Annotated in this window: 14 protein-coding genes; 9 read left to right on the forward strand and 5 right to left on the reverse strand. The window is 34.3% G+C overall.

Annotation, left to right across the window (positions count from 1 at the left end; all coding sequences use genetic code 11):
* Positions 1-18: 18 nt before the first annotated feature.
* Genes infB through truB form a run of 3 tightly spaced genes read left to right on the forward strand, consistent with a single transcriptional unit; the run spans position 19 to position 4,791 of the window.
* A complete protein-coding gene (gene infB, locus GCL57_RS12260) occupies positions 19-3,342 on the forward strand; it encodes a translation initiation factor IF-2 (protein ID WP_152213642.1) in 3,324 nt (1,107 codons plus the stop codon).
* Between the two features lie 14 nt (positions 3,343-3,356).
* Positions 3,357-3,779, forward strand: coding sequence for a 30S ribosome-binding factor RbfA (gene rbfA, locus GCL57_RS12265; RefSeq protein ID WP_152213643.1), 423 nt, complete (start codon positions 3,357-3,359; stop codon positions 3,777-3,779).
* Positions 3,780-3,828: 49 nt separating this feature from the next.
* Positions 3,829-4,791: a tRNA pseudouridine(55) synthase TruB gene (gene truB / locus GCL57_RS12270; protein WP_161597744.1), complete on the forward strand. Its 963-nt coding sequence runs from the start codon at positions 3,829-3,831 to the stop codon at positions 4,789-4,791.
* Between the two features lie 10 nt (positions 4,792-4,801).
* On the opposite strand, the gene GCL57_RS12275 is transcribed toward truB, so the two are convergent.
* Entirely contained in the window at positions 4,802-6,523 is a 1,722-nt protein-coding gene (locus GCL57_RS12275) for an ABC-F family ATP-binding cassette domain-containing protein (protein ID WP_152213645.1), read from the reverse strand.
* 309 nt (positions 6,524-6,832) lie between these two features.
* Between GCL57_RS12275 and GCL57_RS12280 the strand changes: the two genes are divergently transcribed.
* From GCL57_RS12280 to GCL57_RS12300, 5 genes are all read left to right on the forward strand, one after another.
* Positions 6,833-7,693 (forward strand): leucine-rich repeat domain-containing protein, encoded by an 861-nt coding sequence (locus GCL57_RS12280; protein WP_152213646.1) that lies wholly within the window; start codon positions 6,833-6,835, stop codon positions 7,691-7,693.
* A 247-nt stretch (positions 7,694-7,940) separates the two neighbouring features.
* On the forward strand, positions 7,941-8,588 hold the full coding sequence (locus GCL57_RS12285; RefSeq protein WP_152213647.1) for an MFS transporter: 648 nt from the start codon (positions 7,941-7,943) through the stop codon (positions 8,586-8,588).
* A gap of 74 nt (positions 8,589-8,662) precedes the next feature.
* Positions 8,663-8,953: a hypothetical protein gene (locus GCL57_RS12290; protein WP_152213648.1), complete on the forward strand. Its 291-nt coding sequence runs from the start codon at positions 8,663-8,665 to the stop codon at positions 8,951-8,953.
* A 351-nt stretch (positions 8,954-9,304) separates the two neighbouring features.
* Entirely contained in the window at positions 9,305-9,703 is a 399-nt protein-coding gene (locus GCL57_RS12295; RefSeq protein ID WP_152213649.1) for a hypothetical protein, read from the forward strand.
* A gap of 256 nt (positions 9,704-9,959) precedes the next feature.
* Positions 9,960-11,186, forward strand: coding sequence for an MFS transporter (locus tag GCL57_RS12300; RefSeq protein WP_152213650.1), 1,227 nt, complete (start codon positions 9,960-9,962; stop codon positions 11,184-11,186).
* A 35-nt stretch (positions 11,187-11,221) separates the two neighbouring features.
* On the opposite strand, the gene prmC is transcribed toward GCL57_RS12300, so the two are convergent.
* From prmC to rpmE, 3 genes are all read right to left on the reverse strand, one after another.
* Positions 11,222-12,154: a peptide chain release factor N(5)-glutamine methyltransferase gene (prmC, locus tag GCL57_RS12305; protein ID WP_152213651.1), complete on the reverse strand. Its 933-nt coding sequence runs from the start codon at positions 12,152-12,154 to the stop codon at positions 11,222-11,224.
* Between the two features lies 1 nt (position 12,155).
* Positions 12,156-13,229, reverse strand: coding sequence for a peptide chain release factor 1 (prfA, locus tag GCL57_RS12310; protein ID WP_152213652.1), 1,074 nt, complete (start codon positions 13,227-13,229; stop codon positions 12,156-12,158).
* A 127-nt stretch (positions 13,230-13,356) separates the two neighbouring features.
* Positions 13,357-13,578 carry a 50S ribosomal protein L31 gene (gene rpmE / locus GCL57_RS12315; RefSeq protein WP_152213653.1) on the reverse strand — a complete coding sequence of 74 codons (222 nt, stop codon included), beginning with the start codon at positions 13,576-13,578 and terminating at the stop codon, positions 13,357-13,359.
* Positions 13,579-13,864: 286 nt separating this feature from the next.
* On the opposite strand from rpmE, the gene GCL57_RS12320 reads away from it, so the two are divergent.
* The gene (locus tag GCL57_RS12320; protein WP_152213654.1) at positions 13,865-14,431 is read left to right on the forward strand and encodes a GIN domain-containing protein; all 567 of its coding nucleotides are present in this window, start codon (positions 13,865-13,867) and stop codon (positions 14,429-14,431) included.
* Here GCL57_RS12320 and GCL57_RS12325 read toward each other — a convergent pair.
* The gene (locus GCL57_RS12325; protein WP_161597745.1) at positions 14,423-15,079 is read right to left on the reverse strand and encodes a lipoate--protein ligase family protein; all 657 of its coding nucleotides are present in this window, start codon (positions 15,077-15,079) and stop codon (positions 14,423-14,425) included. The two genes, GCL57_RS12320 and GCL57_RS12325, sit on opposite strands and share 9 nt — an antisense overlap.
* Between the last annotated feature and the right edge of the window lie 5 nt (positions 15,080-15,084).

Consider the following 15,084-nt stretch of genomic DNA (forward strand, 5'->3'; position numbering starts at 1 on the left):
AATCGGGAGCTGCATTTGATGAGTCGCATTAGAGTACTTGATTTGGCGAAAGAATTGGGGATTGAGACCAAAGCAGCCATTATTAAGCTCCAAGAACTCGGAATCCAGGTAAAAAACCATTTTAATGCAATCTCTGAAACAGAGGCTGCTAAATTGCGTGCATTTCATCGTTCAGGAAAAAATCCTGAAAAGGAAGCCGCTCAAAAGGCGGCGGCTAATAAACTTATTATTCGTAGAAAAGTGGAAACACCACAAGATTCTAACGAGGAAATTGCGCAAAAAACAGAAGCCGTTTCGCTGAGTCGTTCTATTGAGACTCAAACAACTAAAAAAGCAACAGCAACCAAACCTATAGTTGTTAAAAAGGCAGCTCCTGTCGAGAAAGCACTCGAAGAAGTGACTCCAAAAGAAAAAATTCAAGAAGTTACAAATGCTACACAGAGTGAAAATCTCTCTGTAGAAAAGATAGATGCTTCTCAACCTATTTCAAAAGTTTCCAAAATTTCCTCTGAAAATGTGGAAAATCAATCAACAACCTTAGAAAATCGAGAGTCAAAAGCCGCTTCCACTGAAGCTCAAGAAGCAAGTGCTGGTAAAACTGCAGATGCACAGAATGCTGCGTCCAAAAGTTTCGAAGTCAGTGCATCAGCTGTGCGCTCTCAAGAGAGTGACGAGAAAAATCCTGTGCAACAAACCACTAATCCTGTAAATGCGACATCCTCAACTTCTGCTCAAATTGTACGTTCAGCCCCTCCTGCTGCAACAAGTGCACCTCGCTCTTCAACTTCAACAACTCGCACCAATGAAGGTGGAGCTGTTATTGTAAGAAAAGCAGAGCCAACTCCTCCTCAACCACAAGTAAAACCACAAAGTTATACTACTGCAAGTTATACTACTCAAAACTCATATCGCAGAGATGATAACAATGCACCACGTGGCAACTATCCTCAACGTGATGCTGCTGGGAGAACTGGTCAAGGCGGTCAAGCTTTTAGCCAACGCGATCCCTCTAGACCTCCTCAAACGGGCGGTCGTGATTTTCAAGCGCGTGCGGGTGGAACTGCGGGTGGGCAAGCTGTTGGCAATCGTCCCCAAGGTGGAGGCTTTGCGCCTAGAGATGGTCAAGGCCAAGCAGGTTTCAGAACTGGGCCAGGTGGAGCAAGACCTCAAGGCGGTGGAACTGGTTTTGGTGGCGATCGAGGTGGATTTTCACCGAGACCTGGTGGAGCGCAACCTTCAGGAGGCCGGCCTCCATTTGGAATACCAGATGCAGCACCAACAGCTTCTGCTAAAGATGTGCCTTCACGTTTAAAAGATCGTGATAAAGATAAGGATCGTGAAAAACGTAGAATTTCTGACGAGGAAGATGCTCGTAGAAATGGTCTTTTGCGTGCAAAAGGCACACGTCGTATTGATGAAGTTGATGAAGAATTTGATATTTATGCTGAAGGTGAAGGGGAAAGTGGAGAACAAAAAACAACTGTTCGTACCATGATTCCAAACCGTAGAAAAAGCTCATCAGCAATTCGTAAAAAAGAAATTAAAAAAGCTGAAATTGCTAACCCAACTAAAGCTTCTAAAAAGATTGTTCGTGTTGATGAATCTATCAGTGTGAACGACTTAGCAGGTGAATTAAGTCAAAAAGCGAGTGCAATTATCAAAACTTTGATGAAACTCGGTATGATGGCAACAATTAATCAGCAACTTGATATTGATACAGCCACATTTGTTGCGCAAGAATTTGGCTATGAAGTGCAAAGTTCAAGTGTTTCAATCGGAGATATTTTATCTCGTAGAACTGATAAAAATGAAGAAGACAATCTTTTAGCAAGACCTCCAATTGTTACAATTATGGGCCACGTTGACCATGGTAAAACTTCACTTCTTGATGCATTACGTTCAGCAAATGTTGCTGCTAAAGAAGCGGGTGGAATCACTCAGCACATAGGCGCATATCAAATTGAGCATAAAGGTCACAAGTTAACTTTCCTTGACACTCCTGGTCACGAAGCGTTTACGTCAATGCGTGCACGAGGTGCTCAGGTAACTGACATTGTTGTGTTGGTTGTTGCAGCTGACGATGGTGTTATGCCACAGACAATCGAAGCGATTGCCCACGCAAAAGCGGCAGAAGTGCCAATTATTGTTGCGATCAATAAGATAGATAAACCAGGTGCAAACCTTGAACGCATCAATCGTGAATTATCCGATCAAGGTGTTATGCCTGAAGAATGGGGTGGAGACTCCATGTTCATTCAGGTTTCAGCTAAAACAGGGCAAGGTTTAAATGACTTAATTGAAGGCATCTTGTTACAAGCTGAAGTTCTTGATCTCAAAGCAACAAAAGATAGCCTTGCAGAAGGTATTGTTATCGAAGCCAAACTCGATAAGGCAAGAGGTCCTGTTGCAACAGTGATTGTGACTAAAGGAACTCTTAAACAACAAGATTATATCGTAGTCGGAACTTCAATGGGGCGTGTACGTGCATTGAGTGATGATCGTGGTAATAAAATCATTGTTGCTGATCCTTCTATGCCCGTTGAAATTATTGGCTTAAGCGAAGTTCCTGCTGCAGGTGATCAATTTAACTGTGTTGTGAGTGATGCCATTGCTAAAGAAGCTGTTGCTTATCGTATTGAAAAGCAACGCCAAAAAGAACTTGCAAATCAACGCGGATCTTCTATGGAAGAACTTTTAGCAATGATGGGTGGAGCTGAAGAAAAAGCCAAAGAAGTTTCAATAATTATTAAAGCTGATATGCATGGCTCTGCAGAAGCAATTAGAAATTCAGTGCAAAAACTAGACACTGCAAAAGTGAAGACTAAAATTCTTCACTCTGCTGTGGGTGGAATCACCGAAACCGATGTTATTCTCGCTAAGGCTTCGAATGCATTAATTGTTGGATTTAATGTTCGTCCTGATCGTGTCGCAGCGCAAGTTGCTGAACAGGCAGGAATTAAAATTCAATGTTTTAGTATTATTTATGAACTTATTGCATCTGTTCAAGCTGCAATGGTTGGAACTCTTTCACCTATTAAACTTGATAAAATTATTGGTCATGCAGAAGTGCGTAATACTTTTTCTGTACCAAAAATTGGAGTTATTGCTGGTAGTATGATTTCCGATGGTAAGGTTGTACGTAACTCTCATGTTCGTATTGTTCGTGATGGTGTTGTTATTTACACTGGTCGTATTGGTTCTTTAAAGAGATTTAAAGATGATGCCAAAGAAGTTGCTCAAGGCTTTGAATGCGGTATCGGTGTAGAAAACTATAACGATATTAAGGTCGGAGACGTTCTCGAAGCCTTTGTTGTTGAAGAAATTGCAGCAACTTTAAACTGAGGTAAGAGAAGATCATGGCTACTAAACGTATGTTACAACTCGGCGAACAAATTCGTGAACACATTGCAATGATGTTCGTAAGGGGTGAGATTGCTGACCCTCGAGTGCGTGGCATCACTTTAAATTCTGTAAAATTAACACCCGATCTGCAGATTGCGCGCATTTATTATTCGATTATGGGTAATAAAACGGAACGTAAATCTGCAGAAGTGGGCTTGAAGCAAGCATCTGGTTATATTAGACGCGAAATTGGAAAAATTCTTCAAATTCGCTACACACCCCATATCGTATTTCTTTATGATGACAGTGTTGAGCATGCTGTAAAAATGGGTGCGCTTATTAATAAAATCAGTGATGAAAGACGTGAAGACGAGTCAAATCGGAACACAGAAAACAGCACTGAAAATAATTCAGACAAAGACAATTCTTCTAAATAATAAGTAAAATAAAAATATGAGCTCTAATCAATTAGCTGGAGAGACCATATTGACAAGTAGCAGTCTGAGCGGACTTATTCTTGTCGATAAAGCTGCTGGCTTGACAAGTCATTCAGTCGTTTCTGCTATCAGAAAAATATTAAAAATGGATAAAGTTGGGCATTTGGGGACACTTGACCCGTTTGCAACTGGATTATTGCCTATTCTAGTGGGTGGTTCCACACGTCTTTCCGATGAAATCATGGATGGGAAAAAGCAATATCTATTTACAATTTCCCTTGGCGTTGAGACAGATACGCTTGATTATTCTGGTAGAACAATAGCCGAAGCCGAAGTACCAGTGAATTTTGACGTTAAAATAAAAGATATTTTATCACAATTTATTGGTGAAGTTGAACAAATTCCACCTGTATATAGCGCACTTAAAATGAATGGAAGACCTCTCTATGAATATATGCGTGCAACTGGAAAACTGCCAGACTCAATAGAAACTAAAAAAAGATTAGTATTTATTGAAAAGTTAGAATTGGTTTCATCTGACCTTGAAAAAAAATCTGTGGTTTTAAGAGTTCTTTGTGGCAAAGGGACCTATGTGAGAAGTCTTGCAAGAGATATTTCTATAGAAATTGGAACAGTGGGACATTGTTCGCAACTTAGGAGAGAATATGTAGAGCCTTGGTCAGTGGACAATGCGATATTTTTTTCTTTTGAGGAAAAACCAAGCCAAGAGATTTTATTAAATAATTTAATTTTACCTGAGCAAATGCTTCCTACAGTTCCAAAAATAGAATTAGTGGAAGAGTTTTTTAAACAGCTTTCTTCAGGGAATGTAATTGTTTTGGGTGAAAATCAGGTTGCTGAAAAAACTTCTTCAGAGTCAATAAAAACTTTAGTAAATTGCACTCGCATTTTTGTAAAAATTGAAGGATATGATTTTATGTTTCTTGCAGATGTGGAGTATATTAAGTCTGAAGAAATATTTAAGATAAAACCCAAAAAGAAAATAAGTTAAACTTTGGGTTCTATAATAATTTTTCGAGTTCTACTTTTTTTGTCTTCAATTCATTTAATAGTTTTAGATTTTGCCTTCCCGCTTTTTGTCTTAATTCGGCCGTAATTTTTAGATCTATAGCAATTAATGTTTGTAAAATATTATCTTCTGAGTCAGCATTAATATGAATTGACTCTGATTTTGTATTATTTTTATTCACATTGTGTATTTCTTCTTCCTCGAGTTCCATAGCATAATATTCATCTGGATTATTTATTTCAAGAAGTTTTCCTTTATGAACAAGGATAAAACGATTAGCAATATTTGTAATAAAGCGGCGATCGTGTGAGGAAAAGAAAACAGTTATTTTAGAAGATAAGAGTTCGCTTTCAAGTGCCTCACAACCTGCAATATCAATGTGATTTGTTGGTTCATCAAGAATTAAAATATTAGGTTTAATTGTTGAAATAAGAAGCATTTGTAAGCGTGCTCTTTGTCCGCCACTGAGTTCTAAACTTGTTTTATGATGCTCTTCAATTGGAAAGCCTGCTGTTATTAAGTTTTGCTTAACACTTAAATCTGAGCCAGTTGAAATATCTCGTAATATATTAAAAATAGAAAGAGATTGTGAAATACCTCCAAGCATTTGATCGTAATAGCCAAGAGTGCACTGAGGATTAAAACGAATGTCTGCATTAGAGTGATTACTATTATATTGTTCTGCAAGTTTTTTCAAAAAAACACTTTTCCCGCATCCATTTTTTCCTAATATTACAACCCTATCACCACGTGCGATAGATAGTTTTTCTATAGTGAAAAGTGTTTTTAACATTTTATTATTTAAAATATTTATAATTGTATTTTCAAATGTAACAGCATATTTCGCACGTGTTTCACTTGTTTCAATTGTCAGTTTTCTTTTATCAATACTTGCAATCTCAGTTATATTTCCTCGCATTTTTTCGATGCGTTTAAACATACTTTCTGCTCTACGTGAGAATTTTTCGTTGCTATATATTTTTCCCCAAGTAGCAAGTTGTTTTGCGCTAGCAGTTATACGATCTATTTCTTTTAATTCACTTTTTCGCCGTGCTTTATCTGCTTCATCCAATTCATACAATGCTTGACGAGCTTGCGAATAGGCAAAGGGAAAATCAAAAATTTTACCGTCACGTAAAAAAAGTGTACGATTTGTGCATGTATCTAGAAATTCACGATCGTGACTAATAAGTAAGTATGGTATTGATAATTCTCTTAGAAAATCTTCAAAAAAAAGCAGCGTCGCAACATCCATATGGTTTGTTGGCTCATCCAGTAATAGGAAATCTGGTTCTGCAGCAAGAGCTCTTGCAAGAAGCAGGCGATTTTTCCAGCCACCGCTTAAAGCTGTTACCTTTGTGCCAAAGGAGTCTTCTTCAAAGCCAAGTTTATTGAGTAGAAGTGACAGTTCCCAATCGGACTCTTGAATATTTGAAGATGCATTTTGTTTTATTGCACTTAAAACTGTTAACTCAAGCATATCGTCACTAACAAATTGTTCGATAATTCCTAGACGTGTGTTGCGTCGCCAAGTGATTTCGCCACTATCGACACTCTGTTTATCTGCGAACAGTCTTATTAAGGTTGACTTACCGCACCCATTGTTCCCTACGAGAGCTGTTTTATCGGTGTCATGGAGGGAAAGAGAAATATTATTTAAAAGGGGTGTTGAATTTATAGAATGCACTATGTTGTTGCAGGTCATTAAAATCATAAGAAGTATCTCTTTTGTTGAATAATGTTGATTCTGAATCAATCCAGGGTCTAGAGTGTTTGTATTATCTTTATCAAACAAAATCAATATGATATTTTACATTAAAGTAATATTTTTTATAAATAGAAGTTATATTTTTATAAAATAAAAATAAATATCAATAAGAATATAATATTATAAATTTATAATAAAAATATATTTGACAATGTTACTTAAATGATCGAGTAAATAAAGTAACTAAAAATTATTTAATTAAAAGTCATTTTTAGTGATAAATTAATGATATAACTGTTCAATGAGGTAACTTTAATGTTTCTTAAAATTTTAAAATCTAAGAAAATATTTTTTCCTATTCTAATGCTAAGCTGTTTTAGTTCTGTATCTTTTGCGGATAATACATGCAATTCAAATACTGAAATTCAAGAAGAAAGATGTTTAAAAAGTATTATTAATCTTGATTTATCAAATAAAAAGATTAAAAATATTGAGGAATATTTTAAATCGCATGATATAAACATTCAATCTGTTGAGCTTCTCAACCTTAATAAAAATAATATTGAAGATATTTCTTATTTAGGTAACTTTAAAAATTTAAGAGAACTTTGGCTACAAGATAATAAAATAAGTATAATCTCTGACTCCTTTGCCAATCTTACAGGTCTTAAAGTTCTTGATTTAAGTAAAAATAATATTACTGAAATCCCAGACTCCTTTTTTCGCTTAACAAACTTAACTGTTCTCAATTTAAACCGAAATAAACTTAAAATGATTCCCGAATCTATTGCTCAATTAAAAAATTTAGAAAAGCTTTATTTAAATGGAAAATCTAGAAAAACATTAAAAAATAAATGTTTAAGTTTTTTTGGTTTACAAAATGGGGAAATTACTACAATTCCAGAATCATTGACAACTCTGTCAAAATTGCGTGTGCTTGACTTGAGTTACAATTTGATCAGCGATATCCCTGATTCATTTTATAATTTAAGTAATCTTGGCGAACTTGATATCAGCTATACACTTGTGCGTATTCTGCCAGATTTTCTTCTCGATGAAAGATTTAAAATTAACGTATATTTTGAAGGAACCCAATTTGAGCATACCTTACGCGTAAATAAACATGTAGGTAAGGTTTATGAAGACTGTTATATAAGAAAAACAGGTCTTTTGTAAGAAAATAAGGTTCATTGCTATGAGTGAAATTAAATAATACATTATGAATTGACATTCTTTTTAAATAATTTTAGGCCTTAAATTAAATTAAATTTAATATTAATCATTTCTGCATATTATTTTATGCAAAAAGTGAAAATAAATTTAAATAATTGACTCAAATTAGGAAAAGAGAATGTATATAACACGCGGAATAAACTCCTTCGCCCGATTATTATAATTTATTTTGCTCTATTTGCCTTCATTTTTGAGTCGCTATTCTATCCAACTCATGATCGTAGCGTTGCCTTGGCTTATGCAAGCGCGTAAAGCTAGTATAAATGATATTAGTATGAACTACGCCTGGTTTTTCAGTGGTTCTTTAGTGATGACGGTTTTAGCTGCAAAAGTGCTTAGCAACTTAAAAATTAAAAGTTCACTCATAATATCGATTATTGTTGTAAGTTTACTATCATTTGCCTCACTATTGATTGTTGAGCCGACTAATATTGCAATTATAAGATTTTTACAGGGAGGAGTTCTCGCCTTCCTAAGACCTTTAAGTAAAATATGGCTCATCGAATTTAAAGCACAAAATCTTTCAGTTGAGGAGTTAGCTACGAGATCCTCTTGGAGTCAAATTTTAATATCAATCGGTACAATTTTAGGAGGCTGGTTTGGTGTTAGACTTGGGATGATAGCGGGTGGAATGCAAGAACTAGTTATTTTTTCTGCAGTTTTATTTTTAACTCCAATGGCTCTTTTTATTGTTGCATTTGTAATTTATTTTATTACGCATAAAGAAAAAGAAGAGATAAGTATTAGTACGCAAAATTCAGTACGCAAAATTCATCGAAGGCATCGCTGTATGGTGGCATTAAATTTTTCTTTCAAATGCCAAAATTATTATTGGTGATTGTTCTTTATCTTTTAAGTCTAACGGCTTTTAAAGTTTTAATTATTGCATTCCCTTTTCATGTTAGATCTGTCTTGAATTCCCAAGAACAATTAAAAAATTTAGAAATTAATCTTGTCATTCAGCCGATTGGATTTTTTTTAGGAAATTGGTTTTTAACCCATATTTTAAAATATTTTAAATCAAGTAACTCATTAGGTCTCATTCTAATCTGCATATCTACCTTTCTAACAGCTCTTATGCCTTGGTTAACAGTTTATACAAATAATTTATATATCTCAGGATTTTTTATTTGTCTTGGTAGTGGTTTTTTGTCAGGGTTTATATATCCTCTACTTATCTTTATTATTGGGGATAAACATTAATGAATGTGAGCAAAATTTAAAACGGCAGATCATTCTTGTGACATCACTGGTAGCAGATTTGGGTCAATTTTTTGGTATATTGATATTGAGTCTTTCTGTTTTTGAAATCATGCCTCTACATTCTTTAAGTGTTGTGCTTTTCTTTATTGCAATGACTATTATTTGGTTTATATTAAGTGAGCGAAAAAAAGCATTGAAAGAAGCTTTGATATGAAAAATTTAATTTTAAAAAATATCTTTTTGCTTTGAACTCGGTTTTAGTTGATACATAATTAAAAAAACTTGCCCAACTAATTTAAATTTTGTATTTATGTAATAATGTCCTTCTATATAGATACAGGGTGATTTTATATGAAAATGTTAAATTATAAAGCAATTTTAATTTTAGTAGCAATAGGATTTTCTTTCCCCGCTTTTTCTGATGAAGCTCATATACTTTGCGTGGATAAAAAATATCAATTCAACTGGCTTCCTCAGGTTATATATGGTTCTTGGAAAAAAATGGATATCTTTTTTTCAGATACTCATTATTTTATTTTTGCAGGTGGAGCTCATGATTATTTAAGATTAAAAATTCAGTGCAGTAAGTTATATGGACATGATTTTTCTTATCTTTTAGCGGTTAAAGAAATAGGAGATAATTGGAAATCTGTAGCGGTAAGTGAAAATTTTATAATTCCTGCACCTTGGGATGATCCTCGGTATATCTTAGAATTTGTAAGTATTATAAAAATACCTAAATATTTTTAATATTGCCTCTCAAATAAGACAGCACTTAAAATAAATCATGGAAGTAGAGATATTCTTAAATTATTTTAATATTGCCTCACCAATAAATACGCCATTTAAAATAGAAGCAGATATTTTAAAAGAAAAAATTTTTAATTTTTGAAATAGAATAGTTTTAATGTTCAAATATTAAAATTCACTAATTTTAAGGAATGTTATAATTATTTTAACATTAATTTTTAATAACATTTTTAAAAATGTAAGAATGAGGTTGTAAATGATTACTAAAAGTGATGGAAATATAATCAATAAAAATTACAGATGGTTTATCTTAACAATAGGAGTAATTGCGCAAGCAATTTTCTCTTTAGCATATGCGGGAATTCCAATAACAGGCATTCTTATGAGAGGAGACTATCACTTAACTATTTATCATCTTGGTTTAGTATTGGGATGTATGGGTTTAGGCGTTGCAATATCAGAACTGATTTGGGGATTATTAACAGACAAATATGGAGATCGTAAAGTCCTTTTATTTGGTCTATCATCCATGGGATTAGTTTTTGCTTTAATGGCAATTTTATTAGTACCAAATGAAAGTTATATGCCAAGTTATTTTCAGCTAGGAATCGCATTTACTCTTGCCGGAGCTTTAGGTGGAAGTATAAATTCATCTTCCGGTAGAGCTGTTATGACTTGGTTCAGTGATAATGAGCGAGGTTTTGCAATGAGCATTCGTCAAACAGCAATCCCAATGGGAGGTGCGTTTGGGGCTGTTATTTTACCTTGGCTTGCAAAGAATTATAATTTTAGTTATGTTTTTGGATCCGTAGCTCTATCTTGTTTTCTTTGTGTGTTTATCGTTTGGTTTTGGCTTTATGAAAAAAATAATATAGTAATAAATGAAATACAAAAAGAAACGAAATCACCTTTACTAGTGAAAGATGTATGGAGAATTACTTTTGCAAGCGCTCTTCTGGCAATGCCTCAGATGGCAATCTTAACTTTTGCAGCGATTTTTCTTCATGATTATAAAAATTTAAGCTTATCTACTATTTCTTTAATTTTATTACTTATTCAAATTGGTGGTGCCATTCTTCGTGTCTGCGCCGGTAAATATACAGATAAATTTAAAAATAGAAGGAATGTAATAAAATCAATCGCTCTTTTTTCAGGTGTTTGCACCATTGCAATCGGATTATTAACAGATAATTATAACATAATTATTATAATATTCATTATTGCAAGCGGTTTGCTTTCTAATGCTTGGCATGGAGTTGCTTATACCGAAATTGCAGTTGTAGCTGGCTCAGAAAGAGCTGGTACTGCTTTGGGAATGATAGGAACATCCGTATTTATTTCTGGATTTATAACCCCTTTAGTTCTACCCATATTTATAACAAATTATTCTTGGGGTATTTCATGGTGTATAATTGGAATTGCAACTCTGATATCTATTCCATTAATACCAGCATCAATTGGAAAAAATCCTAAGCAAGCTTAAATTAAGAATGGTATTAGTTTTTATAATTCTTATCTTTAAGAACCTACATGAAGCAAAAATCTTTCTTTTCTTTCCCAATCACAAAGAGTGAACCATTCATTGATTGGTATGTCCCATGCAGGATGATTGTATTGAATGATTTTTGTAATTTCACTTTTTAATTTTTGCGGCTGTTTATCTGCCATTTCCATGGCAAAGATAGCATGAGAACTGAGTAATGAAAAATCTTCAATATTTTTTAAAATACTAAATCCAATAATTAATCCTTCATCCAAGGCAACTAATGCTAATTTTGGTTCAAATTCTTTAACGGTGGGTGTGAGTTTAAGCCACTCATTTTCTGTTACGTAAGGAGGATTGGCAACGATTATGTCAAAACCATTATACTTAGATTTTAATTCTTGAAATACTTTTATATGACTTACATCTGCATTGAGCCATTCAATATTATTTACTGAGTTGAGTTCTGCATTTATTTTTGCAACAGCTAATGCATCGTTTGAAATATCTACTCCAATGACTTGTGCATTAGGAAATTCTTTAGCAAGTGCAATTGCAAGACAACCAGAACCTGTGCATAAATCGAGTATAATTTTAGGGTCAGAGTTTTTTTTATTCTGTAATATAAAATCGAGTATAGATTCGGTTTCTGGGCGAGGAATTAAAACTCTTTTGTCGACAAATAATTTTAAATTATGCCAATATTTTTCATTTAAAATATATGCAACAGGCTCTCCACTTAAACGTCTTTTAACGAGTGTGCGAAATTGTGATTTTTCTTGCTCATTTAGGGGTTTATCCATTTCAATATAAAGCTGAATCTTAGTAAAATTGAGAACCTTGCATAAAAGAAGTTGAGCATCGAGAAGAGGAGTTTCTAATTCCTTTTCATTAAAACGTTTCGTTGTCCAATTAAGAATTTCTCGAACTGTCCAAAGTTGTTCTTTTTTTTCTTGCTCAACATGCATATTAATTGCCTTCGGCTTGTAATTTTAAAGCTTCAGCTTGGTAATGCTGACGTAATAAATCAAGCATTTCTTGAATTTCACCTTCCATATAAGCATCTATTGAATGAATGGTATGATTTATTCTGTGGTCTGTCACACGTGATTGTGGGAAATTATAGGTGCGAATGCGTTCACTTCTATCACCTCTTCCTACTTGGGAACGACGTTCTTCAGAAAAGGCTTTTTCTTTTTCAATTTCAGCTGCTTCTAAGAGTTTTGCCTGAAGAATTTTCATTGCTTTAGAGCGGTTTTTTATTTGTGAGCGTTCATCTTGGCATGCAACAACAATGCCTGAAGGAATGTGAGTGATGCGAACTGCAGAGTCTGTTCTATTAACATGCTGTCCCCCTGCGCCGCCGGCACGGTAGGTGTCAATGCGCAGTTCATTTTCGTTGATCGTGACATCCACGTCATCTGCCTCTGGTAAAACGGCGACGGTGATTGTTGAAGTGTGTACACGTCCTTGTGCTTCGGTTTGTGGCACTCTTTGTACACGGTGCACACCACTTTCATATTTTAAAATGCTGTAAACACCCTCACCTTCAATTAAAGCAATGACTTCTTTTGTTCCACCTAGCTCATTTTCATTGAGCGACATGATTTCTACTTTCCACTTTTTACGTTCTGCATAGCGCATATAAGCTCTAAAGAGTTGTCCAGCAAATAAGCTGGCCTCATCTCCACCCGCTCCTGCGCGGATTTCAAGAAATATGTTTTTGGAGTCATTGGGGTCTTTGGGGAGTAAGTGGATAGAAAGAGTTTTTTCAAGCGCTGAATAGAGGTTTTTAAGCTCTTTAAGTTCTTCAAAAGCAAGATCTTGCATTTCGCCTGTAGACTCTTGATAGAGCTCCTCTGTGGCCTTTGTATCTTCTTCTATTTTTTTAAATTCTCTATAAAGTCTAACTGTTTCCTCAAGTTCTGCACGTTCTTTGCTGAGTTTGCGAAATTCATTGTTATTAGAAATAATTTCAGGACGAGAAAGGAGATTTTCCAATTCAAGAAATCTACGTTCAATTTTAGCAAGTTGAAGCATCATAAGATAAAATTCCAGTCAGAATTGATAAAGGATTTAAAAAAAGAGACTTTGTTATGTTGCACATGCAAAAAGGGAGCCTCCACTAATGGATATGCTCCCTATTTTATTGCACACGCAAGCGTAAATTTTACTTACTTGTTTGACCCGCTGTTTTAGAAGCGTATTTACGATTAAAGCGTTCAATACGTCCTGCGGTGTCGAGAACCTTGTGTTTACCAGTCCAAAATGGGTGGCATACGCTGCAAGTTTCTATTTTTAATGTATTTTTTGTGCTGCGAGTTTGATATACGCTTCCGCAAGCGCAAATGACTTCGCATGGACCAAATTTAGGATGAATGTTTTCTTTCATAAAAAACCTCAGTATTAGTAATAGCTTACGCTTTTGTACGACTTGCGTGATGAGCTTCCTGCCGTGATAGACGGCATCCGAAGATGGAATCTAGTAGCAAATGAAAAGAAGAGAGTCAACTTCTAATTGCGAGTTCATTAAGAAAATTTACGGTAGCTATTGACATCAAATTATCATTTGTTACTTTAGTAAAGCAGACTGCACGCAAACGTTTTTTTAATAAGCTCTTCTTAAAATAAAATAGTTTTTAAATATTTATTATAAAAAGTTCTTAAAGGATAAAGCAATGAGTATGTTTAATCAAAGTCGTGTTGTCCGATATTTTTCATCAATTGCGGTTGCAAATAATTTTGATGTTGAAATTTTTGTTGGAAAAGCCCAAGGATTAGAGGTTAAAACGAAGGGAGATTTTCTTCCAAGAATAATAACTGAAGTAAACTCTTTTGGTAAATTATTCATTCATATGGAAGATGGTTTTTCGCACCCAAATAGAAGTCATATAATAATTCACACACATATATTAAATTCACTTTTTATTCGAGATACCGTTCAAGCGAGTGTGTTAGATCTGCATGGTGGAAGTTTTGTTTTTGAAGGGACAGATGCAAGTTCATGTTATATGAGTGGGTTTATTGATAGTTTTAAAGTAACAGCATTTGGTAGTGCGCAAATTAATGCAGTTGAACTTGAAGCTCAATCCATTGCTGTATCTTGTAATCATTCTTCGCAAGTGAGTCTTTGTGCAAAACAAACCTTGGTTGGCACAGCTTATGGAAATTGTAATATTCGTTATAAGGGAAAACCAAGTGTAGATATATTTAATTCAGGGCAATCAAGAATTGATTCATATTAAAACGTCATTTTTAAAGTATTGAGAAACATTTTCTTCAAAGTATTTATGACAAAAAATTGCTAATTCTGAGGCATTTAATTTACATCCAAGATTTTGTGTTGTTGTTAAAAACTGATCGTGAGAACGGCCTCCACGGTAATCAGGTTCGCGAGATGGATGGCAAAGTAGTTTTGAAATAAGTTCTAAATTAGGATTAACAAGTAAGCTTCCTTGATAAACAAGTAAATGTTTTTTTCTGAAAATACTTGTTCCAGCAATTTTTTTATTAAAATAACTGATGTCGCTAATTCCTTGTTGGGTTAATTTAGGACATCCTGCTTTTTCAAGAGCATTGATCCACATTTGATTAATCATTTGAAAATATCTACTATTACCAAAAACATCTTTTCCATAAAAAGCAAATGTTAAAATGAGGCAACCTTGTCCTAGAACGACAGTTCCTCCTCCTCCTTTTCTTCTTAAGATGGGAATATTGTTTTTATGACACTCTTCTTGATTTACTTCTTTATTGACTTTATTAGAACTTGATAAAACAACTACATCTTTTTTTGTTTCAAAAAATCGAAATAAAAAAGGAGATTTTACGGCATTATTAATTGAATATTTTGGCCATAATTCCTTAGGTAAATTTAATACCCAATTATCCATCCACA

Origin of the sequence: Fluviispira multicolorata (assembly GCF_009208585.1) — a bacterium.
Taxonomy (GTDB): Bacteria; Bdellovibrionota_B; Oligoflexia; order Silvanigrellales; family Silvanigrellaceae; genus Silvanigrella; species Silvanigrella multicolorata.